This window comes from Methanolobus tindarius DSM 2278 (genome assembly GCF_000504205.1).
GTDB classification, from domain to species: domain Archaea; phylum Halobacteriota; class Methanosarcinia; order Methanosarcinales; family Methanosarcinaceae; genus Methanolobus; species Methanolobus tindarius.
On the sequence record NZ_AZAJ01000001.1, the window covers coordinates 145,833 to 170,324 of the forward strand.

30 protein-coding genes are annotated in these 24,492 nt (G+C 38.9%); 12 read left to right on the top strand and 18 right to left on the bottom strand.

Translation table 11 applies throughout. From position 1 onward, the window contains the following. Positions 1-127: 127 nt before the first annotated feature. The 4 genes from METTI_RS00655 (at position 128) to trpA (ending at position 3,909) form a co-directional block, all read left to right on the top strand. On the top strand, positions 128-931 hold the full coding sequence (locus tag METTI_RS00655) for a hypothetical protein (RefSeq protein ID WP_023843873.1): 804 nt from the start codon (positions 128-130) through the stop codon (positions 929-931). Positions 932-1,091: 160 nt separating this feature from the next. Further along, positions 1,092-1,907 carry an indole-3-glycerol phosphate synthase TrpC gene (locus tag METTI_RS00660; RefSeq protein WP_023843874.1) on the top strand — a complete coding sequence of 272 codons (816 nt, stop codon included), beginning with the start codon at positions 1,092-1,094 and terminating at the stop codon, positions 1,905-1,907. 20 nt (positions 1,908-1,927) lie between these two features. Then, the gene (trpB, locus tag METTI_RS00665; protein ID WP_023843875.1) at positions 1,928-3,139 is read left to right on the top strand and encodes a tryptophan synthase subunit beta; all 1,212 of its coding nucleotides are present in this window, start codon (positions 1,928-1,930) and stop codon (positions 3,137-3,139) included. After that, a complete protein-coding gene (gene trpA, locus METTI_RS00670; RefSeq protein ID WP_023843876.1) occupies positions 3,136-3,909 on the top strand; it encodes a tryptophan synthase subunit alpha in 774 nt (257 codons plus the stop codon). The genes trpB and trpA overlap by 4 nt, the downstream gene beginning before the upstream one ends. A gap of 85 nt (positions 3,910-3,994) precedes the next feature. Here the strand turns inward: trpA and ftsY are convergent, their stop codons facing one another. From ftsY to METTI_RS00745, 15 genes are all read right to left on the bottom strand, one after another. Next, complete coding sequence (gene ftsY, locus METTI_RS00675; protein ID WP_023843877.1) at positions 3,995-5,128, bottom strand: signal recognition particle-docking protein FtsY; 1,134 nt, start codon at positions 5,126-5,128, stop codon at positions 3,995-3,997. Positions 5,129-5,178: 50 nt separating this feature from the next. Beyond that, the gene (gene pfdA, locus METTI_RS00680; RefSeq protein WP_023843878.1) at positions 5,179-5,616 is read right to left on the bottom strand and encodes a prefoldin subunit alpha; all 438 of its coding nucleotides are present in this window, start codon (positions 5,614-5,616) and stop codon (positions 5,179-5,181) included. Positions 5,617-5,619: 3 nt separating this feature from the next. Beyond that, positions 5,620-5,796, bottom strand: a complete 177-nt coding sequence (gene rpl18a, locus METTI_RS00685; protein ID WP_023843879.1) for a 50S ribosomal protein L18Ae — start codon at positions 5,794-5,796, stop codon at positions 5,620-5,622. Between the two features lie 18 nt (positions 5,797-5,814). Next, positions 5,815-6,471, bottom strand: coding sequence for a translation initiation factor IF-6 (locus METTI_RS00690; protein WP_023843880.1), 657 nt, complete (start codon positions 6,469-6,471; stop codon positions 5,815-5,817). A gap of 34 nt (positions 6,472-6,505) precedes the next feature. Next, positions 6,506-6,772 (bottom strand): 50S ribosomal protein L31e, encoded by a 267-nt coding sequence (locus METTI_RS00695; protein WP_023843881.1) that lies wholly within the window; start codon positions 6,770-6,772, stop codon positions 6,506-6,508. A gap of 13 nt (positions 6,773-6,785) precedes the next feature. Then, entirely contained in the window at positions 6,786-6,941 is a 156-nt protein-coding gene (locus METTI_RS00700) for a 50S ribosomal protein L39e (RefSeq protein WP_023843882.1), read from the bottom strand. A 103-nt stretch (positions 6,942-7,044) separates the two neighbouring features. After that, on the bottom strand, positions 7,045-7,653 hold the full coding sequence (locus tag METTI_RS00705) for a DUF7411 family protein (RefSeq protein ID WP_023843883.1): 609 nt from the start codon (positions 7,651-7,653) through the stop codon (positions 7,045-7,047). Positions 7,654-7,662: 9 nt separating this feature from the next. Next, entirely contained in the window at positions 7,663-8,025 is a 363-nt protein-coding gene (locus tag METTI_RS00710; protein WP_023843884.1) for a DNA-binding protein, read from the bottom strand. A gap of 67 nt (positions 8,026-8,092) precedes the next feature. Then, complete coding sequence (locus METTI_RS00715) at positions 8,093-8,542, bottom strand: 30S ribosomal protein S19e (protein WP_023843885.1); 450 nt, start codon at positions 8,540-8,542, stop codon at positions 8,093-8,095. A gap of 144 nt (positions 8,543-8,686) precedes the next feature. Further along, positions 8,687-9,958, bottom strand: coding sequence for an adenylosuccinate synthase (locus METTI_RS00720; protein ID WP_023843886.1), 1,272 nt, complete (start codon positions 9,956-9,958; stop codon positions 8,687-8,689). A 45-nt stretch (positions 9,959-10,003) separates the two neighbouring features. After that, positions 10,004-10,363 carry a hypothetical protein gene (locus METTI_RS00725; protein WP_023843887.1) on the bottom strand — a complete coding sequence of 120 codons (360 nt, stop codon included), beginning with the start codon at positions 10,361-10,363 and terminating at the stop codon, positions 10,004-10,006. 221 nt (positions 10,364-10,584) lie between these two features. Further along, positions 10,585-10,833 carry a hypothetical protein gene (locus METTI_RS16250; protein ID WP_048134984.1) on the bottom strand — a complete coding sequence of 83 codons (249 nt, stop codon included), beginning with the start codon at positions 10,831-10,833 and terminating at the stop codon, positions 10,585-10,587. 114 nt (positions 10,834-10,947) lie between these two features. Next, complete coding sequence (locus METTI_RS00735; protein WP_156916224.1) at positions 10,948-11,907, bottom strand: hypothetical protein; 960 nt, start codon at positions 11,905-11,907, stop codon at positions 10,948-10,950. Positions 11,908-12,139: 232 nt separating this feature from the next. Further along, positions 12,140-12,982 (bottom strand): CPBP family intramembrane glutamic endopeptidase, encoded by an 843-nt coding sequence (locus METTI_RS00740; RefSeq protein WP_023843890.1) that lies wholly within the window; start codon positions 12,980-12,982, stop codon positions 12,140-12,142. Next, positions 12,982-13,866: a DUF1616 domain-containing protein gene (locus tag METTI_RS00745; protein ID WP_023843891.1), complete on the bottom strand. Its 885-nt coding sequence runs from the start codon at positions 13,864-13,866 to the stop codon at positions 12,982-12,984. Before METTI_RS00745 ends, METTI_RS00740 begins: the two co-directional genes overlap by 1 nt. A 282-nt stretch (positions 13,867-14,148) precedes the next feature. Between METTI_RS00745 and METTI_RS00750 the strand changes: the two genes are divergently transcribed. The 3 genes from METTI_RS00750 to METTI_RS00760 all read left to right on the top strand — a co-directional run bounded on the left by METTI_RS00750 (position 14,149) and on the right by METTI_RS00760 (position 16,799). Beyond that, complete coding sequence (locus tag METTI_RS00750; RefSeq protein ID WP_023843892.1) at positions 14,149-15,297, top strand: FIST signal transduction protein; 1,149 nt, start codon at positions 14,149-14,151, stop codon at positions 15,295-15,297. Then, the gene (locus tag METTI_RS14875) at positions 15,263-16,549 is read left to right on the top strand and encodes a sensor histidine kinase (protein WP_023843893.1); all 1,287 of its coding nucleotides are present in this window, start codon (positions 15,263-15,265) and stop codon (positions 16,547-16,549) included. The genes METTI_RS00750 and METTI_RS14875 overlap by 35 nt, the downstream gene beginning before the upstream one ends. Before the next feature lie 76 nt (positions 16,550-16,625). Continuing rightward, on the top strand, positions 16,626-16,799 hold the full coding sequence (locus tag METTI_RS00760; RefSeq protein WP_023843894.1) for an indolepyruvate ferredoxin oxidoreductase subunit alpha: 174 nt from the start codon (positions 16,626-16,628) through the stop codon (positions 16,797-16,799). Positions 16,800-16,858: 59 nt separating this feature from the next. On the opposite strand, the gene METTI_RS00765 is transcribed toward METTI_RS00760, so the two are convergent. Next, on the bottom strand, positions 16,859-18,079 hold the full coding sequence (locus METTI_RS00765; protein WP_023843895.1) for an aminotransferase-like domain-containing protein: 1,221 nt from the start codon (positions 18,077-18,079) through the stop codon (positions 16,859-16,861). A 306-nt stretch (positions 18,080-18,385) separates the two neighbouring features. Here METTI_RS00765 and METTI_RS00770 point away from each other — a divergent pair, with 306 nt between their 5' ends. Further along, a complete protein-coding gene (locus METTI_RS00770) occupies positions 18,386-18,565 on the top strand; it encodes a hypothetical protein (RefSeq protein ID WP_023843896.1) in 180 nt (59 codons plus the stop codon). Next, on the top strand, positions 18,562-18,852 hold the full coding sequence (locus METTI_RS16265) for a type II toxin-antitoxin system RelE family toxin (protein WP_023843897.1): 291 nt from the start codon (positions 18,562-18,564) through the stop codon (positions 18,850-18,852). The genes METTI_RS00770 and METTI_RS16265 overlap by 4 nt, the downstream gene beginning before the upstream one ends. 540 nt (positions 18,853-19,392) lie before the next feature. Here METTI_RS16265 and METTI_RS00780 read toward each other — a convergent pair. Beyond that, positions 19,393-21,681: a hypothetical protein gene (locus tag METTI_RS00780; RefSeq protein WP_023843898.1), complete on the bottom strand. Its 2,289-nt coding sequence runs from the start codon at positions 21,679-21,681 to the stop codon at positions 19,393-19,395. 326 nt (positions 21,682-22,007) lie between these two features. On the opposite strand from METTI_RS00780, the gene METTI_RS00785 reads away from it, so the two are divergent. Continuing rightward, entirely contained in the window at positions 22,008-22,589 is a 582-nt protein-coding gene (locus tag METTI_RS00785; RefSeq protein WP_023843899.1) for a diacylglycerol/polyprenol kinase family protein, read from the top strand. A gap of 15 nt (positions 22,590-22,604) precedes the next feature. On the opposite strand, the gene METTI_RS00790 is transcribed toward METTI_RS00785, so the two are convergent. Beyond that, positions 22,605-23,606, bottom strand: a complete 1,002-nt coding sequence (locus METTI_RS00790) for a sensor histidine kinase (protein WP_023843900.1) — start codon at positions 23,604-23,606, stop codon at positions 22,605-22,607. Positions 23,607-23,800: 194 nt separating this feature from the next. On the opposite strand from METTI_RS00790, the gene METTI_RS00795 reads away from it, so the two are divergent. Both METTI_RS00795 and METTI_RS00800 read left to right on the top strand, forming a co-directional pair. Continuing rightward, positions 23,801-24,064, top strand: a complete 264-nt coding sequence (locus METTI_RS00795; RefSeq protein ID WP_023843901.1) for a hypothetical protein — start codon at positions 23,801-23,803, stop codon at positions 24,062-24,064. A gap of 212 nt (positions 24,065-24,276) precedes the next feature. Then, the gene (locus tag METTI_RS00800) at positions 24,277-24,456 is read left to right on the top strand and encodes a hypothetical protein (protein WP_023843902.1); all 180 of its coding nucleotides are present in this window, start codon (positions 24,277-24,279) and stop codon (positions 24,454-24,456) included. Positions 24,457-24,492 lie beyond the last annotated feature (36 nt).

The following is a 24,492-nucleotide window of genomic DNA, read 5'->3' on the forward strand; positions in this document are numbered from 1 at the left end:
GATATATTACTATTATAGTAATGAATAATATAAATACCATTTGGTTGGAAATCTCAAACATCAAACTCGCAACTTTTGAACAATGAAAATATATAAATAAAAAGCAACTAATTAGTAGTAGACAGGAATGAACCCGGGACTGCTGCTAAACGGAACAATATGTTTTGCAATTACATTATCATCCCTTGCATTTGCATGGGTACTTTCTAAAAACAAAGATAGTTACAAAGAAAATAGCAAGCCTGCTCTTTTTTCACTGATTGTATTCTGGACGATGGTTGGACTTACTTACCTGCCAACAACAATCAGAATGTTTGCAGCGTATATGGACAATCAGGAAATTGATGCCATAATGTATTTTGTTACAGCGATTCCTTTTGCATTTATATCAGTACCGCTTGTGTTTTTCATAATATATGTGATTACAGGCAGCAAAAAAATAGGAGAATACATCTCCCTCTTTTTCACACTTATAGGAGCAGCATATCTTACTTTTCTTTATGATAGTGGGATAGTTGGACCCATAGTTACTGAATGGGGTTCAATTTTCATGATCAACAGTGATGCTGCAATTAATTTGTATCTAATGGGGTTATTTGTTATTCCAACTTCCATGATACTGGGATTACTGCTGTTGATATTTCTGCAAAGGATGCCAAAAAGAATCAGGTACAGGACAGCGCTGCCACTGGTAGCTATTTCTTTTGTATTCGACTTTATGCTTACCGACACAATTGCAATTGTTGATGCAATGCAAATGTTTGCAAGACTATTTGTCTTTATAGGGACAATACTTGCCTATCTTGCTTATTTCCCCCCGGTGACAGTTCAGGAGAAACTGGGGATACATGAGCAGACAAACTCTGAGCAGGAAAACCATACTGATCATAATATTGAATTTTACCTGAAAGAAGAAATAAATAATACCTAAAACACATCCTGTTTTATGATTTTATTTTAGGACATTCCTGATATATTTTGCAACAAAAGAAGACTGCAAGGAGATTTATTTTTGTTGGAAGACCGGCAGTCTTATATATATTTACATCCATGTACGTTTTTGTACATTATAGAACATACGTGGTTATTTGATGCATGCAGTAATAAATGACATAATTAGCTCTACTGAAAAAAGAGTACAGAATCTTAAGATTAAAACAGAACCAGCTTCGCTTAAGTCTTCAGTTAAAGAAAGAGATAGCAATAAAAGAGACATAATTGGTGCTATTACTGAAAGAAAGCAGCGGGGAAAGGTTGCAGTTATAGCAGAAGTAAAGCCTGCATCCCCGGGAAAAAAACTCAGGGATATTAATCCAGAGGATGCAGCTATAATTGCAGCAGAAATGGAAAGGGCCGGAGCAGTAGCAATATCTGTTTTGACTGAGCCAGAGTTTTTCCACGGTTCAACAGATAATCTTAGATCTGTGAGAAATGCAATTTCACTTCCTGTTTTACGTAAAGATTTTATTGTTGATGAAATCCAATTCAGTGAAATTGAAAGCGATCTTATATTACTAATAGCAGGCATTCTTGGAGAAAAGCTTGAAGAAATGGTAGACATGGCAATGTCAAAAGGATTTGAACCACTTGTTGAAGTCCACAATGAAACTGAACTTAAAAATGCGCTTGAATCAAAAACAAGAATAATTGGAATAAATAACAGGAATCTAAGCAATCTTGAGATTGATCTAAATACTACATTACAACTTATACCGCTTGTTAAAGACTATGATACAAAAAACGGACAAAATCATATTATAATCAGTGAAAGTGGAATGCATACCATAGATGACGTAAGAATGGTTGTTAAAGCCGGGGCTGATGCGGTACTTGTAGGCACATCCATTATTAAAAGCGGAGAAATATATGCAAAAACAAAAGAGCTTGTTGATTCACTTTACTATTAACTAACACACGGAGAATGATAATGAAAAAATCAATGTATGGCAAATTCGGAGGACAGTTTGTTCCCGAAGTGCTCATGCCGGCACTTACTGAGCTTGAAGAAGCTTATGAACGTTACAAGGATGATCGTGAGTTTTTAAAAGAACTTGATTATTACATGAAAGAGTTTGCAGGCAGGGAGACTCCACTTTATTTTGCCAAGAACCTCAGCGAGAAATACGGAATTAAAATTTATCTGAAACGTGAGGATCTTGTTCATGGCGGTGCCCACAAATTAAACAATACTCTTGGACAGGCACTTCTGGCTAAATACATGGGAAAGAAACGTCTTATTGCCGAAACCGGAGCAGGACAGCACGGAACTGCAACAGCAATGGCTGCTGCCAATATGGGATTTGAATCTGAAGTATACATGGGAGCAAAGGATGTTATTCGCCAGCACATGAATGTTTACAGAATGGAGCTTATGGGCACTAAAGTAAATGCTGTTGAATCTGGTTCAAAGACCCTCAAAGATGCGATTAATGAAGCATTCAGAGACTGGGTCACAAACGTTGAGAACACACATTATCTTATAGGTTCAGTTGTTGGATCGCATCCATACCCAATGATAGTGCGTGATTTCCAGAGCGTTATTGGAAAGGAAGTCAAGGACCAAATAATGGAAAAAGAAGGAAGATACCCCGATTCCATTATCGCCTGTGCAGGTGGTGGAAGTAATGCAATGGGTATTTTTTATCCGTTCATTGAGGACAAGGAAGTCAAGCTTTTCCCTGTTGAAGCAGGGGGTAAAGAAATGAGAACCACTGAAAAAGAAGCACTTCACTCTGCATCGCTTTGTGTTGGTGAAGAAGGTATTCTTCAGGGTGCACATACACTCATACTTCAGGATAAATATGGCCAGATACTTGAATCCAGCTCCATATCCGCTGGGCTGGACTATTCAGGAGTTGGACCGGAGCTTGCATATCTGGCAGATATTGGCAGGATAACTCCATGTTATGCAAATGATGACGAAGCACTGGAAGCTTTCTATGAACTCAGTCGCCTTGAAGGAATTATCCCTGCACTTGAATCATCGCATGCAATTGCTTATCTTATGAAAATGGCAAAGATGGGAAAACTTGGAGAGCTCGGTGATCTTGTTGTTATCAACCTATCAGGAAGGGGAGATAAGGATCTTGAAACTGTATTTAAATTAAAGGAAGAAGAGTCAAAGGAGGATTGTCTGTGAAAATTGAAGACAAGTTTGCAGAACTTAAAGAGAGGAATGAAAAGGCACTTATTGCCTACGTCTGTGCAGGTGATCCTTCATCTGAAGCTACAAAAGAAATTGTTAATGCACTTGTAAAAGGCGGAGCAGATATTGTTGAGCTGGGTCTCCCATTTTCAGATCCTGTTGCAGACGGACCTACGATACAGGCAGCATCAACCAGAGCTTTGGAAGCAGGCATGAACCCGGATCTTTATTTTGAAATGGCAGCATCAATTAAGGAAAATGTTCCTCTGGTATGCATGACATACTATAATCTAATATACAAAAGAGGAAACGAGAAATTTGCCAGGGATTGTGCTGAGGCAGGAATTACAGGAATTATTGTACCAGATCTTCCTGCAGAAGAAGCAGACGAACTACATGCTGCATGCAAACAGAATGGCGTTGACCTGATATTCCTTATCACACCCGTCACAACAGGAAAAAGGATGGAAAAGAACCTGGAAAAAACATCCGGTTTTGTCTATATCGTTTCAAGACTTGGAGTCACCGGAGAAAGAGTTGATGTTGCAGAGTCTACAAAGAACATACTTTCCCGCATTGATACAACAGTTCCAAAGGCAGTTGGGTTTGGAATATCCAACGGACAGCAGGCTGCAGAAGTTATCAAAGCAGGTGCTGATGCCGTAATTGTAGGTTCTGCTTTTGTAAACATAATCGCTTCAGGTGAGAATGTAAATGAAAGAGTAGAGAAACTTGCATCAGAATTAAAGAAAAGCTGCAGATAATTTACTGCCAGCTTTTTTCCTATTTTAAATTAGAATCAATTTTTAATTTAAACTGTTTTTAAAAAAGCAAATTAGAGAATGCAAATCATTCTCCAAAAAGCTGATCCACAAACCACTGAGGATCGAATTTACGAATATCATCATATCCCTGCCCCATTCCAAGGAACAATATTGGTTTTCCTGTTATGTAGGCAATGGAGATTGCTGCACCACCTTTGGAATCGGCATCTGTTTTTGTCAGAATTGAACCGCTTATAGGAACTGCATCATTAAACTGTGCTGCCCTTTCTACAGCATCGTTGCCTGCAACTGCTTCATCCACAAAGATAATGAGGTCCGGAGGAGCTACACGGCAGACTTTTTTAAGCTGCTCCATGAGGTTAATATTGGTATGCATCCTGCCTGCGGTGTCAGATAATACTACATCCACATTATGTGCTTTTGCATGCTGCATTGCATCATAAATAACAGCAGCCGGGTCACCCTGCTCCTGATGTTTAATTATTTTTACACCAATATTATCAGCATGGATTGCAAGCTGATCAATAGCTCCTGCCCTGAATGTGTCACCTGCAGCAACTACAACGGACATACCCTGATCCTTGAAACGTTTGGAAAGCTTGGCAATTGAAGTGGTCTTTCCAGTTCCGTTTATACCGATAAAAACAATATGCACCGGCTTTTCAGCTTTTTCCACATATTCATCAAGGTCAAATACATTGGCACTCATCACATCATAGATTGCATTTTTCAGAGCATCTTCAACAATGTTCCCCGTATTGCTACCAATACGTCTTCTGGTCCCAACCAGCTGGCTCTTTACTGAGTTTACAATTGCTTCTGAGACTGAAAGTGCAATATCACTCTCAAGAAGTGCCATTTCCAGATCCCAGAGAGGTTCTTCGAGATCATCCTCTTCCAGAATGAATTCTCTTTCAAAAACAAGAGCTTTGGCTTTTTGTGCGAAACCAAATTTCTTAGTAGTTTTGCTCTCCTCTTTTGGATCGGTCCGGGTTTCTTCAGCTGGAATTTCAGGTTTTTCTTCTAATACTTCCTGTGAAGAAGGAGAAATTGAAACAGGAGATTCCAGCTCTTCATCAGATTCTACAATTTCCTCTACAATTTCTTCAACGGATTCGATAGCTACAGCTTTTTCATCTATTTTACTGCCAATCTTATCCTTGAATCCACTGAGTTTTGCCTTGAGTTTATTGAACACGTGATACAACTCGCAAGTTTGTTAAAAATAGAAAAAATAGAAAAAAAGGTTCACTGGGAACCTGCATTACCTTGTGGCTGCTGGAGCTTTGCAAGGAATGACTCAATAGCCTGCATCTGCTGGCTTAACTGGGCAAGGGTGTTATTCATATTATCAAGAGCTGTTGTAAGCTTTTCTCTGCGGCGCTGGAGAATTTCCTTTGCTTCAGGAAGAGGTCTTTCAACAGTTAACCCTGCACCGATATCAACCACTGCTTTGTCAGTGTGACTGATATTGGCATATATAAATGAACCGGAACCTATAGGAAACATTATTTCAGAACCAGCGGAAACAGTGTTAAGCTCATCTATTGTGTTAATTGCTCTATTACAATCTTCCAATGATATCTGGACCATGCTCATCTGCTGCTGAACCATCTCCGCACGCTTTTGAAACTCACGGTGCTGGTTTGCAAGAACCCTTGGATCCTGTCCATTCATATCCGCCATGGATCATGCCTCAGTTATACTTTCGATCTTTATCAAGTTTCTTTTAAGACCATGTTGACTGCCGACGAGTGAATACACTTTATCCTCTGCATTCTTCTCGTTCTGGCTCTCAATGACCTTTGTAAACTTTTCCCATGCTATTCCGGCCTTGAATGTGCCTTTGACCTGAAATGTCTTCATTTAAATCACCTAAAACCATTATTCTAATAAGTCCAGGGCATCCTCTATTCTTCCCAGTTCATGTCCCGTAGTCTTCGAACCTGCAACATAACCTTTGGAATTTGCAATCAATCCGGAACCAACCATTTGAGTTCCATAATTAGAGGTCCCAATATCTACGGGAAGATCGAACAACTTTTCGAGCATTTCAAGCTCGGTACTGGTTGCCCGCGGATTTACAAGCAAACCTTTATTGGTTGCAACTCCGGCCATCCCTACAGTTTTTGCACCGCCTATAGTGCCTCTTTTAACATCTACATTAAGAGCTTTCTCAATAGTTTCCACAGATTTATCATTGAGTTCCGGATGTACAAGTGCAGCAGAATCATTTGCAAGCACAACATTACCTATAGCATTAAGCTTACTTGGTAATTCAACAACAGGAACATCGATCTTTTCTATGCCTCTGACATTGGAATCCATTGGAACAAGCACTGCGTTGGAATTTCCCCGACAAAGTGAACCCACAATAGTACTTCCATTGATAAGGGTTTCCACTACATTTGCCTGCAAGAACTGGCCTATCTTTTCACGGACAGGCTCAGGTGTACCTAAGGGTACAAGCACTATATTTTCGGTGCATGTTGCAAAAGCCCCTAGAATGGGGCTTTCCTGTATAGTTATAGTTCGTAACATTATATTCTTAAACTGGAATGATACCCGGGATCATTTATGCGAGTTCCGCCTGAACTTCTCCATCCTCGAACTTTGCAGCCCTTATACGGATGGAGAGAGGTGGTTTCTCAGAACCATGTTCCCATACTTTCTCATTGATAGTCTTGTCTAACTTGATCATGTCAGGCTCAACTTTCATGTGTTTTGTAAGGTATGCTCTGATAACTTTTACAGCCTTCTTTGATCTCTTCCAGCGAGGGTATTCCTTCACTTCACGGAGAGGGATCGTATAGATCTGCTCTTTTACTATATCTTCTGCCATTATCATCACCTACTTATTTCACATCGAGACTGCTTCTTCTCCAGTGTCTTCTCTTTGGATGGCTTACGACCTTACGACCGGTCTTAATGATAACCCAGGTAGGAACCCTGTGGTTCTGCCTGTGTGCTTTTGCCAACCTTGTCTTCTGTCCTTTAGTATTGTGGCTCACTTGTCTCACCTATGCTATGATTTGTATTATAGTATCGATTGAATTTTGAACTTATAACATAATTATTGTATAAATCCTTAATCATGTTGTTCCGTTCGCTGTTTCATTCCTTCACGCTTATCTTGCGTTCGATAACATGTGATTGTACATGAGTGGGGAATATTTCTTTAATCTTTTCAGAACCATGACTTTGAACTATCATTTCCCTTAGTTCAGTTTCATAATCTGCTTTAAGTACATCCTCACTCAGACCTTCTTCGATGACCAGATGCTTATTCACAAGTTCATTTACTGCAGCACGCCCAAATCCTTTCAAAGGGCATATATAGTGAACACCAAACCGATCCTCAATGCTTCTTATCTGTGATAATTCAAGCATAGGAACACGATCATCACGGCGAATTCCGTCAGCAATGAATGTGACATTAGAGTCGACCGCTAGATGCTCTATAACGCTTCTGTGAATGAAATTGATTGCATTTTTGGGGAAGCCATCCTCCATAATCATATCGTATGCCTTTTCAAGAATTGAAACATCAGGTTTGATAATCCTGTGGGCAAAACCAAGCCTCTCTGCAGTTTCAGCAGCTACTTCCCCAACAGGAAGCAGTGAAAAACTACATGTTACTAGTTCAACTTCAAAGAAAGGCTCCAGCAGTATTGCGGACAAAGAACTGTCCTTTCCACCACTGAACATTACCGATACATGCATGAAGGGCGCTCACATACGCTTAATAGTAGTTTCCCTCTTTTTGGGCTGCATCTGAACCAGAAGCTGTTTGAGTTTTTCATCGTCGATCATGGATTGTAGCCTGCCACTCTGTGCAAGCATGATCAACTGGTTTTCAAGCTGCTCAACAAGTTCCTTACGGGACATGCGTAGATTTGTCAGCCTTTCACGCGCTTCCGGAGTCAGGATCTGACGCATCAGAGCCTGCTTCTTTGCTTCCATCTCAGCCTGCATTTGCTCCTGTTGCATTGCAGCCTGCATATCAGCTCCGCCTGCCTGTTGTTGAGCTGCCTGTTGCTGCTGCTGGATTTGTGCAAGTCTTTTTCTTCTTATCTCTTCAAGGTCATCAGTCATGAAAGTCACCTTTGCTTATAAGATTAAGCAGTGATTCCTTATAGAAGTTATCGAACTGGAATCGCACTCAGTATTTTGCAAGACCTGGAATGGTTTCCAGAAGATCTTGTTTTACCTCATATGCAACATTGTCAAGCATGGACTGTCCCTGTGGGGATACCACACGACCGCTCTTGAGAGTGCGTACAAAACCTGCTTCTTCAAGCTGCTGAAGTGCAGTTCTTGCTATTGCACCGCTGCCCTTTGCCTTTTTGCCAGGAGCAACGCCTCTGTCCTTCTTTCCACCATAGACAGATCTCATTCTCTCAACACCGATTGGGCCCTGGGTGTATACAGTTCTAAGTACTGCTGCACATCTTGTGTACCACCATTCAGTATCGATTGGTGGAAGTTCCTTGTGCACACCTGTCTTCACGTATGTTGCCCATTCAGGTGCATTTACTTTATCGTTATCTTTCAACTTTTCTGCTACCTTTGCTATAAACTCGGCTGCAGGAACGTCATATACAGTTGTCATTAATATTCTCCTGAATTATAATATCTGTTAAGATACCCACCATCTGCAGGACTCAATTGCATCAAGTGATTAGTTCAGCTGGATTTGTGATGTTTAAACTATTGAGTAGTATATACGTTTTTCGGCAGTTTTCGCCAAAAAGTATTATTTTCTGAAGGTCTGCTCCCTTGCAGGACCTACAGAAATAATATCTATCTTTACACCCATCTTATCTTCAAGATAAGTTACATAGTCCTGGGCTGTCTGTGGAAGATCGTTGAATTCCTTCACACCGGTAAGATCACTGTCCCATCCCTGAAGGTCTTCGTATACCGGTTTGCATCTTGCAAGTTCGGAAGTATCTTCAGGAGGATAATCTATTACTTTTCCATCCAGCTCATAAGCAACACAAACTTTTACCGTGTCAAGATTGGATAAAACATCTAATTTAGTAAGTGCAATGGATGTGTAACCATTCAGGTAAATTGCTTTCCTTAGCAGTGGAAGGTCAAACCATCCACACCTTCTGGATCTGCCGGTAGTAGTACCAAACTCCCCACCAACATCCTGTATTTGCTTACCGATGTCATCAAAGAGTTCTGTAGGTAATGGGCCTTCTCCAACCCTTGTGATATATGCTTTCACAATCGCCAGCACTTCATCAACCCTTGTTGGCCCTACACCAATATTGGCACATGCGGAACCTGCAATTGTACAGGAAGAAGTTACAAACTTCTGGGTTCCATGAATTACATCGAGATGAGTTCCCTGTGCACCTTCCGCAAGGACATTCTTACCTTCATCAAGTGCCTTGTTAACTTCATAAGAAACATCCGTTACATAAGAAGCAAAACGCTTACCAAGTTTCACATATTTGTCAATAAGCTCCTGATCCATAACTATAGAAGGATCACCACCAAGCTCTTTTATAGCTGCTTCTTTTGATGCTGCCAGATCTTCAAGTCTTTTAAGGAACTTTTCTTTATCAGCAAGATCACCCATGCGGACTTCGTCCCTGGCAACCTTATCAATATATGCAAAACCAATACCACGTTTTGTAGTGCCTATCTTTTCAGTCCTCTGCGATTCCCTCAGGCCATCCAGTTCAATGTGATATGGCATTATAATACTGGCTTTGGCATCGACACCTACCCTTGTTGCATCTAAATTAATGCCACCTTCTGCAAGCATATCAAGTTCTTCTGCCAGCACTTCGGGATTAACAACAGTACCCGGACCTATTAGTACTCTTGAATCTAAAAGAAAACCAGATGGAATGAGGTGAAGCTTGTATACATCCTCACCTACTTTAACAGTGTGTCCCGCATTGTTTCCACCCTGGAAACGGACAACCAGATCATAGTTACCGGATATTAGGTCAACTATCTTACCTTTACCTTCATCGCCGAATTGAGCACCAGTAATAATTGTAAACATGGGTGCAGAATTACCCTGTTGGCTTAATAAAGTTTTGATTGGGCTTCAGATATCCTCTTCAAACGCAAGCATACGGCAGCCTTCATCACAGAAGCCTGATGAATCTACCTTACGACAACGTAAAGCCTTTGTAACTCCCATATCCACAAGAGTATCGATCAGTTTCTCCGCCACGGTGATACTTACGTTGAACTCAGATTGAAGCATGTATATGGCATCCGGCCTTTTTATAGAATAGAAACAAGCACGCGATCTTTTGTCTGACTGACAGGTATCATATGCATCACATTTCATAACGCGGGAACTGTTCTTAAAATGAATGGCAAGCCCCTGCCAAGAGTGTACGTTATGCATACCCTTTATGCCATAGATATTTGCCTTCGTTTTTTCCTTGTGTCTTAACATATATACTTACTAGCAAAACAAAAATATAATTACTTTTTGTTCAAAATATGAACAATCGCTATTTTGCCAAAGGGAAGCTAAAAAAACTAATTAATTGGCATAGGCTTTTAAATCACCCTAAAAACGCATTGTGGATATATCATCCTAAAAATACAAAAAGTAAGCAACATAATTTCACAAGGTATTAATAGTATCATGGAGTTTTAATAGACGAGTGGAGATCAAATGCTGACAAGCACAATAATAACCACAACAACCAGTACGATATCTTCAGCAGCGAGTGCCGTGTCAATGACGACACCAGTAGGACTGCCGGAATACGGTGTACTGGCCGTCGTTGCGCTGATCTTGTTGCTTTCGGCAAAAGAAATTTTATCTGCTTCTGACAAGTGGAATAAATCTCTGGATTGTTCATTAAATATGACAATCCTGCCGTTGTTGGTATCGTTTGTAGCAATAGTGATCTTCAAGGTATCAGAAATACTCTGATGCCTTTTTCTTTTTTAAATTTCATTACCATATTTTTTAATAAACAATGTTGACCGGCAAAATATCCGGCCAATTAAAACGAAAAACAGTAGTGCTCACTTATATCGATTCTTACGGAATCCTATAAAAATAGCCCCCAGACAAAGCACACCGACTACAGCACCCATCACACCAAGTTCCGGGATTTTACTCTGTATACCTGATAACGATTTGTTTTCCAGAATGTAACCATCCACCTCACCGGTGTCACTGTCACCTTCTGAGCTTTCGTCTTGGGTGGATTCCATATCAGCATTGTGGAGAATCTTCTCAACTTCATCACCAACACCGGAAGATTCTTCATCATCATTGCCAAGTGTGTCTGCATCAACAATCTTAAGCTCTGTCCCCGTGTGACTGCTGCTTTTTTTAGTGGAAGAAGATGAAGATGTGGAAGATGAACTACTGGAACTGTCGTCATCATCACTGGAACCATCGATTGTTCCTAAGGGAATAGACAGAGTCTGCCCACCTACCGTAAGAGCAAAATTACCCTCAGGCATGTTTTCTGTTGTATACGGATATTCAAAATACCCATCGGAATCTGCAGTAATAGAACCTTTCCCTCCGAAACTCAGAGTAACTTCGCTACTTGAAGAAGTGCCACTTACTCCTATATCATAGGTTCCACTTGTTATTTTGCTAGTACCAAAAGTAGCAACCCCGTTGTTCACAGTAACAGGTAGAGATGGCAATCCTTGACCTAAAACATACAGAGTTATATCCAGACTGTCAACACCTTCTGCCCTTAAGCTAAAAGATTCAGAGCCATCCGGTATTGTAATTTTTCCTATATGATACTCATAGCTCCCATCTGAAACAGATTGAATTTTTTCAAAAGTAACTGATACAGATATTTCCTCATTCGGAGAAGCCGTCCCACTAACAGTTACCGTATCTCCAGGAGAAGGATTAGGTGGTGAATAACTAAGATTAGTAACTTCTGCCATTGCTGTTGATGTCATTAACAATACAGCGGTAACAAGAACCAGCAACAATAATGAACTTTTTTTCATGAGGCCTGTTGGACTATGAAACAGGCTTTTTTTGTGAATCATATAAGATGCATCTCCATAAACAATTCTAAGGGATGTTTAGCGCATATACTAATCATTTATTCTTATATTATACTGGTCATCTATTTATTTAATAATTCCTGTAAATTTTTTTAAAAATATAGATCTCATGTAATATCATGCAATTATACTTTAGAAATTACAATAAATAGACAAAACTGGCAGAAATAGTTCAGGCCATCAGAGGTATTATTCCAAAAAGGAATATGTTTACCAGACCGTGAGCAAGTGTGATTAAAGGTAAACTGTTTGTTTTCTGGAACATATATCCAAATATCAAACCTGCAAATCCCGTGAAAAATATCTCATAAATAGTTCCATAACCAGAGTGCATTACACCGAACAAAAGACTTGCAAGCAACAATCCCTTAAAATCTCCGAAAGATTCTGAAAACCTGGTTTGAATTAATGACCTGAAAACCAGTTCCTCCACAAAACCGACAAAGAAGATCATGATAATTGAGATCTTTAAAAGACTTGCAATTGAAAGATCAGGTATAAGATTGCCTGCATGAATAGTGAAATGTTCACCCTGTGCAATAATTATACCCACTATAAATGCAAGAGGAACATACTTAGCCATATTTTTGAAGTGGACACCTAAGGTCTCTTTTGAGATGTTTTGATGACGTATTACCAGATATGCCGGCACTATCAATGGAGCATATATGTATACATAAAGATTAATCGTCATCTCAGAAAACACCGGCATAGACATGTTCAAAAGACGAAGAATCGGGAGCAATGTCAAAACCTGAAGACTCCTTGCTACATGAGTCCCATCTATCCATATTGATGAAACAGACAATGCAATTAACGTAATGACATGTAATGTTACTCCTGCCCTGTAATTCCCGGAATATAAAAGCAATTCCGCAAGTATTATCATAAGCATAGCAATAGAAATAACATAAGTATCTGTCAAACCCGGGATAACAGACTCTATATTCTCAGTTCTCGCTTTTTTGAAACTGTCACGTAAATTCCAGGAACCTTTCAGTTTCTTGTGTTTCATCAGGCAGCCTCCGTTACATTTATCCATAGATGCAGATCCCTGTAAGGTTCTGTCATATTGTCATCACGGTAAAGCAGATATTGTAATTTCATATCCTCGCCGGTGATACCGGGAACAAATGAAACCGGTTTTTCCCACGTCACATTATGGGCAAGTGCAATATGATTAAGGCTTGGAGGAGTTTCAATAGTTTCATTATTCAGCCGTATCACAAGAGAATAATTCACCACAGAATATTCATGGTTAACTATCCCTACAACAACATCCACACTTTCACCAATCTCAAGCTGAGTCTTGTAGTTATCAGCCATTCTCTCCGGACCCAATATGTAGAATTCAGTAAACTTTTCACCCTGTTTAGGTGTAACAACAACATATACAAGAGTCATTACTGATGCAAGTATGGAAATTACCAGAATTATCGTAAGAATTCTATCGAGTCTTGATTCCGGCTTCTCATTAATTTCAGCCATGACAGACTCATACATTTCCCTGAAAGGAACCGAAAATGCATCTGCTCCAAGTGCCTCACGTCTATAGACTGCCACAATGGACATCAGTATAGTAAAATTTGTCAGGAATACCAGTATTGGAACAAGTCTTATGCCCCAGGGAGTGTAATTCAGACCCAGACCGATTAAAGGAACAACTGCTATACTAAGCCCAAAACTCAGGGCAATGCGTTCTATGCCATCAAGATCATCTTTTCCCGGAAAGAGAGCAGCTATCAAAGCATAACCTGGCAGGAACAGAACCATTGGCAGGCCAAGCACAGTACGTATAGGACTGTCACTCAGGAAAGGAATAAGCACAAAAATGTCTGTAAGCAGAACAAGTGCGATGACAAGTTTGATGTCCGTAGGAGTATGTTTTTTATCGGGCATTTCTTTTATTAGGTACAGTATATAGTATATTTAATCTTTCTGAAAGGTTTACCGTTCTGAATAAGACTATTTGCATCACATCTAATATAAATAACACAGACATATAATTTTAATATATATGTCTTTTGCAAGCCAATATATAAATATCATACTATACTAATTCCTAAATGTTAACCATTTCAAATATATCGCAGATTTTGCACAAATCACATAATTTGATGCATACATCGAGAAATAAATATAGCCACAATTGTGCTGAATTCATAAATAACAACGATAAATATGTACATTCCGTCATCTGAAATTGTTGGTATTGTTGATACCATTGAAAACCTGAATGTAAAAAACAATGAAACTATCCTTTTACTAATGGCAGAGAGAAATCTTCCAGATATCGATAATCTCGTATCTGAACTAAATAAACTAAAAATAGATTTTATTGGTGCCATATTTCCGGGAATAATACATAATACTGATACATATGATACTGGAACTATAGTTCATGTACTTCCGACAATTCAAAAACCAATACTAATCAAAGGAATAAACACCTCGCAAAAAAAGCTGGAACAAAGTATATCACCCTTCAGCCCATTGTGCAAAAAAGGGACAACTGCCTTTATAATAGTAGACGGAATGACAACAGATGTTTCTCCTTTTCTCACTTCGATGTATAATTTATTTGCAGACTCAATAGAATACCTGGGTTGTGGTGCTGGTTTTATAGATATGGAACAAAGACCATGCATCATTTCCCCTGATGGGTTTTTTGAAGATGCTGCTTTAATTTTATTCCTTGATGCTTCATGTAAAATCGGCGTTCAGCATGGGTGGGTGCAGGACATAGGACCGCTGGTTGTTACAAAAAGTGAAGATAACATCATAAAGGAATTGAACTGGAGGAATGCTTTAGAAGTTTATCGGGAAGCGCTCCTGACAAATTATCAAGTTGATATCAACATTGACAATGGTTATAATGTACTAAGTCACTACCCTTTTGGAATCTATGTTGAAGGGCATGAAGATCTCATAAGGGAAGTATTCAAAATCAATGAGAAAGGGGAACTTGTCTGTGCAGGCAATATTCCTGAAAATGTAGTCCTCTACATATTAAAAAGTGATAAGAAGAAAATGCTCCATGCTGCTGAAATGGCTGTTAAAGAATGTCTGGAAGAAAATGAAATTGACGCAGAACATTGTCTTGTAATGGATTGCATTGGAAGGTCATCTTACCTCCAGGATGATTTTATAGAGGAACTATCAACCATTAAAAATGGACTTGAAAATAAAAATATAGACCTGATACCGGAAGGTGTGCTCTCCGCAGGGGAAATTGCTTCCATGAAAGGAGATGTGCTGGAATATTTTAACAAAACCATTGTTATAGGAGTTCTTAATGGACCACGAGAAAAAGTATGCAGAGATATTTAACCAGATATCGTTGTTATACGAACTTTCACTTTCAGTTGGCAACTCACTGGATATAACCGAAAATTGTGATAGTTTCCTGAAAAAATTAATGTCCAGAAAGAAAGTTAATTTTGTTTCAGTCTGGATAAAAGATGAATTCCTTGATTTTAAAATATCTGAAAATGCAAGCCAGGTCTATGCAAACCCTGAATATTATGCCAATATGAAAAAAATACCAGTATATCATCCCATTTTCAGAGAAACCACACCCAACATACCATTCGTTGTCAGTGCAAATGAAGATAACTTCAAGCAAATAGTCATTGAAGACAGTTTTAATTCCGGAATGTGCATGCTTTTTCCGCTTAAAGATTTTGGAGTTCTTAAGCTTTACTGGATAAATGATTTGAAAGAACCGCTTTATGTAGCAAATCAGCTCAGTAAAGTTATATCAAAATTCGCATTTTCTCTTGAAGCCTGCCTGTTACATAACAGAGCTCTGTGGGAAATAAAAGAAAAGAACAAAGAGTTTGAGGCACGACTGAATGCAGAATCATCTAACCGTGCTAAAAGTGAATTTCTTGCAAATATGAGTCATGAGCTTCGCACACCGCTAAATTCCATAATAGGTTTCTCGGAAATGCTTACCGAAGGAAATTTTGGAGGTCTTAACGATAAACAGATCAGGTATGCAAACAACATTTCCAATAGCGGAAAACATTTACTGACAATCATCAATGATATCCTGGACCTTTCAAAGATAGAAGCTGGAGAGATGACACTTAACTATGGAGAGGTTTCTGATAAGAAACTTATCTTGGAAGTAATAGCCATCCTTAAACCTCTTGCAACAAAAAAACAACTATCATTGGAAACAAAGTATATTGAAGATATTACCGTACAGGCTGATCAAAGCAAACTGAAACAGATACTTATCAATCTTGTAGGAAATTCTCTAAAATTTACACCTGCTGGTGGATATGTGTATCTTTCTACGCACATGGAAAATAATAACTTACACATTCAAGTTGAAGACACAGGGATTGGCATTTCCCAGGAAAATAAGAAAATCCTTTTTGAACCATTCAAACAAATTGATTCCAGTCTTAACCGCCAGTATGATGGAACAGGCCTTGGCCTTTCACTTGTAAGAAAGCTCATAGAAATGCATAATGGTAAGATTACTGTGAAAAGCGAAGAGGGAAAAGGTAGCATTTTCACAATAATATTACCAATTGACAACAAACCAACTGACACCAATAATGCTCGATAGGTATTTATTTCATAATCCCTGATTGGAAAAGGAGTATCATAATATTATAGAAATGATACTTAGGGAGTGAAAGAAAATGCCAGCTGTTGTTGATAAGAATACATGTACAGGATGCGAGCAGTGTGTAAATTCCTGCCCGGTAGAAGCTATCTCAATGAACGATGACGTCGCAGTCGTTGATGCAAACGAATGTGTCGACTGTGGCGACTGCGTTGACGTTTGTCCGGTAGAAGCAATCACTTTAGAGTGATGCTTTTTTCTTTTTAATCCTGAAATGACTGCCTTTTTTGATCTAATTTTTACAATACTTTAACAGCTAAGTTTTTCCATGCAAGCTGCAAGTCTTTTGATTCCCTCTTCGATATCATCAGGATCAGAATTGGAATAATTCAGCCTAAGTGTGTTGGAACCTGCTCCCTCTTTAGTATAGAAAGGACTGCCAGGAACAAATGCAACATTCTCTTTTATCGCCAGATCAAATAAATCCATGGAAGAAACATCTTCAGGTAATGTTACCCAAACAAACATGCCGCCTTCTGGTTTGGTATAGCTGATACCTTCCGGGAAATATCTGGCCATCATATCAATCATGTGATCGCGACTTGAGCCATATGCATCCTTAATCTTTGAGATGTGCCTGTCAACGTCATTGTCCAATAGATACTGGCAGATAATTCTTTGAGAAAGATAATTGGAATGCAAATCAGCTGCCTGTTTTACAACAAGAAGTCTTTCCATGATATCTTTCTTTGCACATATCCAGCCAAGTCTGAGTCCCGGAGCAATTATCTTTGAGAAGGAACCCATGAGAATTGTATTTTCCAGATAATTCCTGATAGTAGGTACATCCTCACCTGCAAACCTAAGTTCACCGTAGGCATTATCCTCAACGCAAACAACTCCGTGTTTATCAAGAACCTTTGCAGTTGCTTCTCTCTTCTCTTTTGAATAAGTAACACCGGAAGGATTCTGGAATGTGGGAACAGTGTAGAATAGTTTTGCATCGCTTTCTTCCAGGGTTTTGTCAAGAGCATCAATATCGATTCCATCATCCAGAAGTGGAACTTCCCTGAACTCCGGTTCAAATATTGAGAAAGACTGTATGGCGCCAAGATAGCCAGGACTTTCAATAACAACCCTGTCTCCTTTATTCAGAAAAACCTTACCGATAAGATCCAGACTCTGCTGTGAACCGTTTGTTATAAGGATCTCTGAAGGATCTATCTCAAGTCCGCTCTTTTCAAGATACCTCTGTGCAATGAATTCACGTAAAGGCAGGTACCCCTCTGTAGTACTATATTGCAGGACATTCGCCGCATCCTCTGACATGACCTTGGCAGCCGCTGCTGCAAGCTGCTCTGCCGGGAAAAGTGCAGGGTTTGGCAGTCCTCCGGCAAATGAGATAATCTCCGGCTGCTGCGTGATTTTCAAGATCTCCCTGATGAAGGACTTTCTGCTGTTCTCCATCCTGTCAGCAAATCTATATAATTGTACTGGTTTCTCTAATGAACTTTTTTCATCTGTTTTCATTATACCATCTGATTAGTATTCGTTATTAATATGGTTGATACAAAAAATAAATATTAATTTTAGCATAGTGATATAATCATGCCAAAGTTACAGTGAAATGGCAGTTAATATATTTTAACCATACCCAAAGAGATTGTTGACCTTGAAGGATGGAAAAAAGGCCAGAATATTAAACTCCGTAGAATCAGTTCTAAAGATTAAGAATATATTGCACTAATACCAAAGGAGGACTATTCCTAAGTATATTGTAGAGTTTGGAGAAATAGGTAGTAACTTATTTATGCAAACGGAGGATATTCTCTATTAATGGCCATAAATACTCATTCACGTTCAATAACAAAAATACATCCTTCCAAATCTATTGCTGTTGATTCAGTGCCATTGAATCATAGAACCATTAAACGCATAGAGGAAGCAAAAAAAGATTTGAAAGAAGGTAATGTTTGTACCCTTGATGAGCTTAAGGCCGAACTTGGAATTGAATGACGTTTGAAGGTGTTTTTACTACGGCCTTTAAAAAAGACTTAAAGGACGTAAACAAAAAGCATCCTCGAGATGTGAAAGCTATTGTTAATTCTATCGAGAATGTTATTTTAGTCAATCCTTTTAATGCTGATACTAAGCAGTTGCAGTGTTTCGAACATTATAGACACCGTATTGGGAAATACAGAATCGTTTTTGACTTCACAGATGAAAACACAATTGTTTTTCTAGCTGTTGATTTGAGAGCTTCAATATATGCCAAATTAAGGCGAAGATTCAATAAGTGCTAAAAAGAGGAATATATCGCATTAATTATAAAGGCAAACCTGATTTTCTCGCCTGCTCATAGATTATTATCGGGCGATATTTGCTATTAAAAATGACGTCGTATACATACTCGAAATAATACCACATGAACATGGATACAAGCGATTGTGATAGACCTTGTGTTTCCATTCTATTTATTAATCGCCTCCCAATAACTGGTAGTTTGGGATGTTAAACTGTAAAAATGAAATATGAAATAAAATTAAGTATTCTTGGATTAATTTTTTATATGTGTTTGCTAAACGCTTAACATTTTCAAGCAACTCAGGTTTATCAGTATCATTAAAACCAATTACTAGTATGCTAAATTAAAATTTGAAATCGGTTTTCTACAGAACCAAAGTTCCAATACACTTAAAATCTTTTCATCAGTAAAATACCAGCTCATTTTTGATAATATTATAGCGGAAAGGATTGTAGCAAAAAAGGGAACAAGAATGCCATCTTGTAGAAAATAGCATTCCTAGTTTCTGCAATACAAATTATGCTTTTACTGCAATTCTTTACTTGTCGAGAATTACAACATGCAGGGAATTGCCGCGCCACATACTGAGAGTATCGAATTCCCAATTGCTTGCAAGTCCTCCTGTACCACTGAATGCTCTGCTGCGTCCTTCAAGGTAGAAGCGATATCCTCCTTCATCCACCGTGGCTGGAACATTAACTGTCCAGTCCAGTACCTTGTTGTTGTCATCAACGGCCTGATGCCAGTAACTGTCACTTCCAACTGAACCCGAACAACCAGTAAAACTGATGGCTATATCTCTCAGATGGCTTGCAGCCACATTATACTGAACCTTTAGTTCAATATCAGACCCTGCAGTCCTCCTGATGATTGGACAATGCAGAGGTGCTTCTTCCCATGCACCTCCACCCTCCCTGTATTCAAGTTTGAGGAAGTCCACTGGCGAAGGTTTACTGTTATCTATTACAACCTTTACAGGATCCAGAGCAGCAGCTATTGGATTGTGGGCTGCATCATAGAGTTCCATTCTGAGTTCGTATTTCCCATCCGGATAGCGATGTGTCCTCCAGTTTATCAGCGTATGATATGGGAAATAATCATTCGGCGGAGTAAGCACTTCATAGAAACCATTTGAATCAGGCTTTACATGATGCGAGGTTCCTGCGCTTATGTTGTAAACATGCCATGATTCAGTGAAGTGTGTTTCAGTTCCGCCCTCATACGTGTAGAAGACCTTATAATAGGTGGCAGTTCCATATTCCGGACAGCCTACAATACGAATTGTCTTGCATAGCGGTGTCTCAGCATCTGGCCTGGTAATATGTGGCATAGGGAACAGGATAAGCTGCTTTGGCCTGTTAACTCCTGTCACATAACCCTCTGAATCAAAGTACATTGGATCGATTGCAATGTCATTGAATCCCACAATACCTGCCTTTGTGCATGGCTGGTAAGACTGGCCACATGGAACACAAATAGCATTTGACCATGCTTCTATCTGCACATCGGTTGTGGATTCACTGAGGTTCCAGTTTACATCAAAATAACCTTCTTCATAGATAGTCTCCGGAACACCGTCACCGTCAATATCCTGTTCAACCTTGAATACAATATCAGGTACATCCAGGAAAAGGTTCCATTCAGGCACAATTTCCGGCCAGCAGCGCAGAAGTCTTACTATTGGTTTTGACACCCTTATCTGAGCCATGGTTGATGCGATATCTTTTTTGTTCTTACCGAGCATTTCTATCAGGAGATCATCGTCCGGAAGTGAGGGAGGAGTGATAGATTTTGGGAATGCCGGTTTGTCAAGTACAGAAGACTTGTCCTGGCTTACGGGTTCGAAAAGAGAATTCTTCCGGAACAGGTTTTCACGAACTGCTTCAAATCTGGATTTGGTAAAAAGATCACTTTTACTGCTGCTGAGATTGATGTTTGAACTAAGTTCTTTCTTTATCTCTGCTGAAATCGTCCCAATGGCGTTCTTATCCGCAGACTTCAAGTTCCTGTATTCTGTTTCTTTAATCACAGGCTCATTTGGAGGCCATGGTTCCGGTCTGGGTTTTACCCGCATTTCAGGAAGCTTTTCAAGCTCGGGATAATAACGTATGTCAGGCTTTACACCGAGATCAATTGCTTCAATTACCGAAGGTTTTCTCAGAATTTCCCACAGACAGCGGTAGCGCAATCTCCACCTGAGAACCGCGTCAATATCAAAATAAGGGATATTCACACAGAAATAACCGCATTCATCTGTTTTGGCTGTGGCTATTTCTTCCCTGCGGTGCGGGAAGAACGGATATACCCACCCCCATGGAAGACCCGGGTTTGGATACCACCAGAAGAAATTCAGGTCAACATCATACACATGAACCGTTGCTCCGGGAACAGGACACTGTTCACCCGTGCTGGGATCGGTCTTGAATACACGACCGCAGACTTTGTGCTTAAGCTGCAATAATCCCAGAACACGATCAACTGGCTTTAAAACAATATCATCCTCTTTTAAAATCCCATTGCGGGATAGAACGGTTTCTTTGTTTATGCTGGCAACCGATGCATTCTCAGATGAAGAAAGCCTTAATATTTGAGTTCCCTGTTTCATTTCATTGGGAACAATAGCTATTTTTGAGTTCTCAGGCATCTTTGAAGCATCCAGCTTTAATGCCACATCCACTTTATCTGTTGTAAGTTTCTTCTCTGCCAGTATTTTTACTTCATTCCCGTCATCCGTAAAAACTACAGCTTTAAGTGGAACAGGCGAATTTTTCACACCTTCGGCTTTTGCTGTAATCTTAACCCCTGTTGTTCTTTTGTATCTTGCCATACATGTCACCCTACCCATGTGCGAAAACAGGTTCAAGACATAAAATAAAATACAAACTGCTGAGCTGGATAATCGGTAAAGGATTCATGATGAGATGAACTGATTTTCGAACATACATAACATGGATACCCGTATCATTACCCGGCAAATCAATGTAAACACGTAGACCTGTTCCCCACAAAACGGTATCTCTACATATATAAATTCAGTTATAGTTATATTTAAAATATCCGTATTAAGATAATATGAACAGTCCGGCTTTTATATACGTAAAATATTTTAACTTAATGAACTCTTTTATATACCTGTAAACTAAAGTAGTGCCAATGACTGGTATTTCTTTTGCTAACGAAGTAATGAGAAAGGGAGTACACCTTACTTCAATACTCATAGTTCTTGTTTACGCATTTATGGGAAAACAGGCATGCCAGATACTTTTAATAACATATCTTGTGCTGATATTGAGCATCGAACACCTGAGACTTGACAGGGGATTCAAACTCCCTGTTTTGCACGTTGTTTTACGTCAAAAAGAAAAAGATGCTATCGGTTCATATGTTTATTTCACCATTGGTGCACTGATTGTAGTTTCAGTTTTCAGCAAAAATATAGCATTTGCAGCCATACTTATGACAACATTCGGCGATATGAGTGTGGCACTTATTGGAAAGAAATATGGCAGGATAAGAATTAGTAACGGTAAAAGTCTGGAAGGTTGTATAGCTGAATTTATAGTAGACCTTACAATAGCTATTCTTTTACTTGAGAATCCTATTATCTCGCTTCTTATGGCATTTACTGCAACCTATGTTGAGACAATCTTTGTAAAAATAGATGATAATCTGGCCATCCCAATATTCTCTGCTTCAGTTGCAGAACTTGCATTCATAATCCTGTCTTTGTCATAAGATAATAACATGGATCTATTTTCTGCGCCAGTATACTTCATTTACAGAAACAGGTAGCTCTACTAAAAATACGGATCCTTTTCCGGGTTCACTCTCAACCCATACTTTCCCTTTATGCAAAGAAACAAGATCCTGAACGATGCTTAAGCCAAGACCAGTTCCTTTATATCCCGAATCCTCCATATTGCCAAGCTGCTCAAATGGACGGAATATCTTTTTCATATCATCGGGACTCATGCCAGAGCCGTTATCTGATACTTTCAGCAACATTGTATTGTCACGTATTTTTTCTGCCATAATTGATACTGTTCCTTTTTCAGAAGTGAACTTGATAGCATTACTCACGAGATTGAATAATATCTGCTTTATTTTCAGCCTGTCAGCATTCAGTAAACCAAGATCAGGAGTTACCTCATAGGAAATAATTATACTTTTCTTTTTTGCAAGAGCAGCAATTATGGCACTGACCTCATCAAAAAGATCCTGCAACTCAAATTCCTCAATATTTAGCTCAAGCTTTCCCGATTCTATTTTAGCAAGGTCAAGCAGCTGGTTTATCAGATGTAACAGATGTGTACCGCTTTTTGATATTGTATAAACATAATCTTTCTGTTTTTCATTCAATTCACCGACCATACCATCAAAAAGAATGTCAGAAAAACCAATAATTGCATTCAAAGGAGTACGAAGTTCATGGCTCATATCAACAAGAAATTTACCCATACTGGTTTTAGCTTGGTCTGCTTCATTCTTTGATTTCAGGAGATCCTGCTCAAGTTTCTTTCTGTTCTGGATTTCCTTTAAGGCATCCTTCCACCTTCTGAATGAAAACAAAGAAAAAGCTAATGAAAAATATATGCTCAATACGAATAATTCGTCTATTTCCCACTTTTCATGAGCTATTGCAAAATCATGGATTACCTCAAATAGATCAAGGTGTGCTGTGATAATAGCAACTAGCACCGCACCAATGAAGATGATAAACATTTCTTTTTTGAGTGTGTATCTTTCATTCATTTGCAACTAACCTACTATAATTGAAACTTCAGGAATCGAGAAATAAGGCAATTATCTGTAAAAAACCCAAATATCCTTCCTTATTTGTGATAGTGTTGCTCATAAATAAAACTATGTATAACAGGTGCTAATTGGAATACTCTTTAATTTGACCATCAGAATCCTTTAATAACCATGAATCCAATCTAAAGAATATGAGCGAGAACAAGAAAGATGAAAATAAATTAGCAGAAGAGATGGAAGGAAAAAGTACTTCAAGGTTGTTACTTGAAAACACATTCTACAAACCTTTTGACGCTGAAACTCCTTCTGCACCAGGTTTTAAAATTGAATTCACACAGCACAAATCTGCTGGCCTGCAAAGTGCATCTGACATGTGGATAGATAAAGACAGGCTCTTTGAAGGTGTCAGAGACAAAAAAGATATTGAGAAAATAAAGAAGATGTCAGGTCTTTAACTTTTCATATTATTTTCATTTTCACTTATTTTTTGAAACAATCTACTTTAGTGATAGAAAATTAATTTTGCTATCTCTTTCTTCACTTGGATATCCCCCTGATATCAAGCCAACTTGATTTATAGGCAAGAACATTTTTTGACAAGGTATTTATACAACGCGATAATACGTAATTATATACTCAACTTAATTACACACCAGAGGTTAAAAATATGGCACCATGGGAATATGATATCAAAGCTGTTCGCTACGGTGAATGGGACAGCACAAAGGAAGACCTGAACAAGATTGGAATAGAAGGCTGGGAGCTTATTCGTTTCTCAGAGGATATCGATGACAACGGAATGATAAAAGCGTTCTTTAAAAGGCCTGTTGACTGTCTTGAAGTCTGAACCTTTTATTTCATTATTTCTTTTATTTTAAATCTT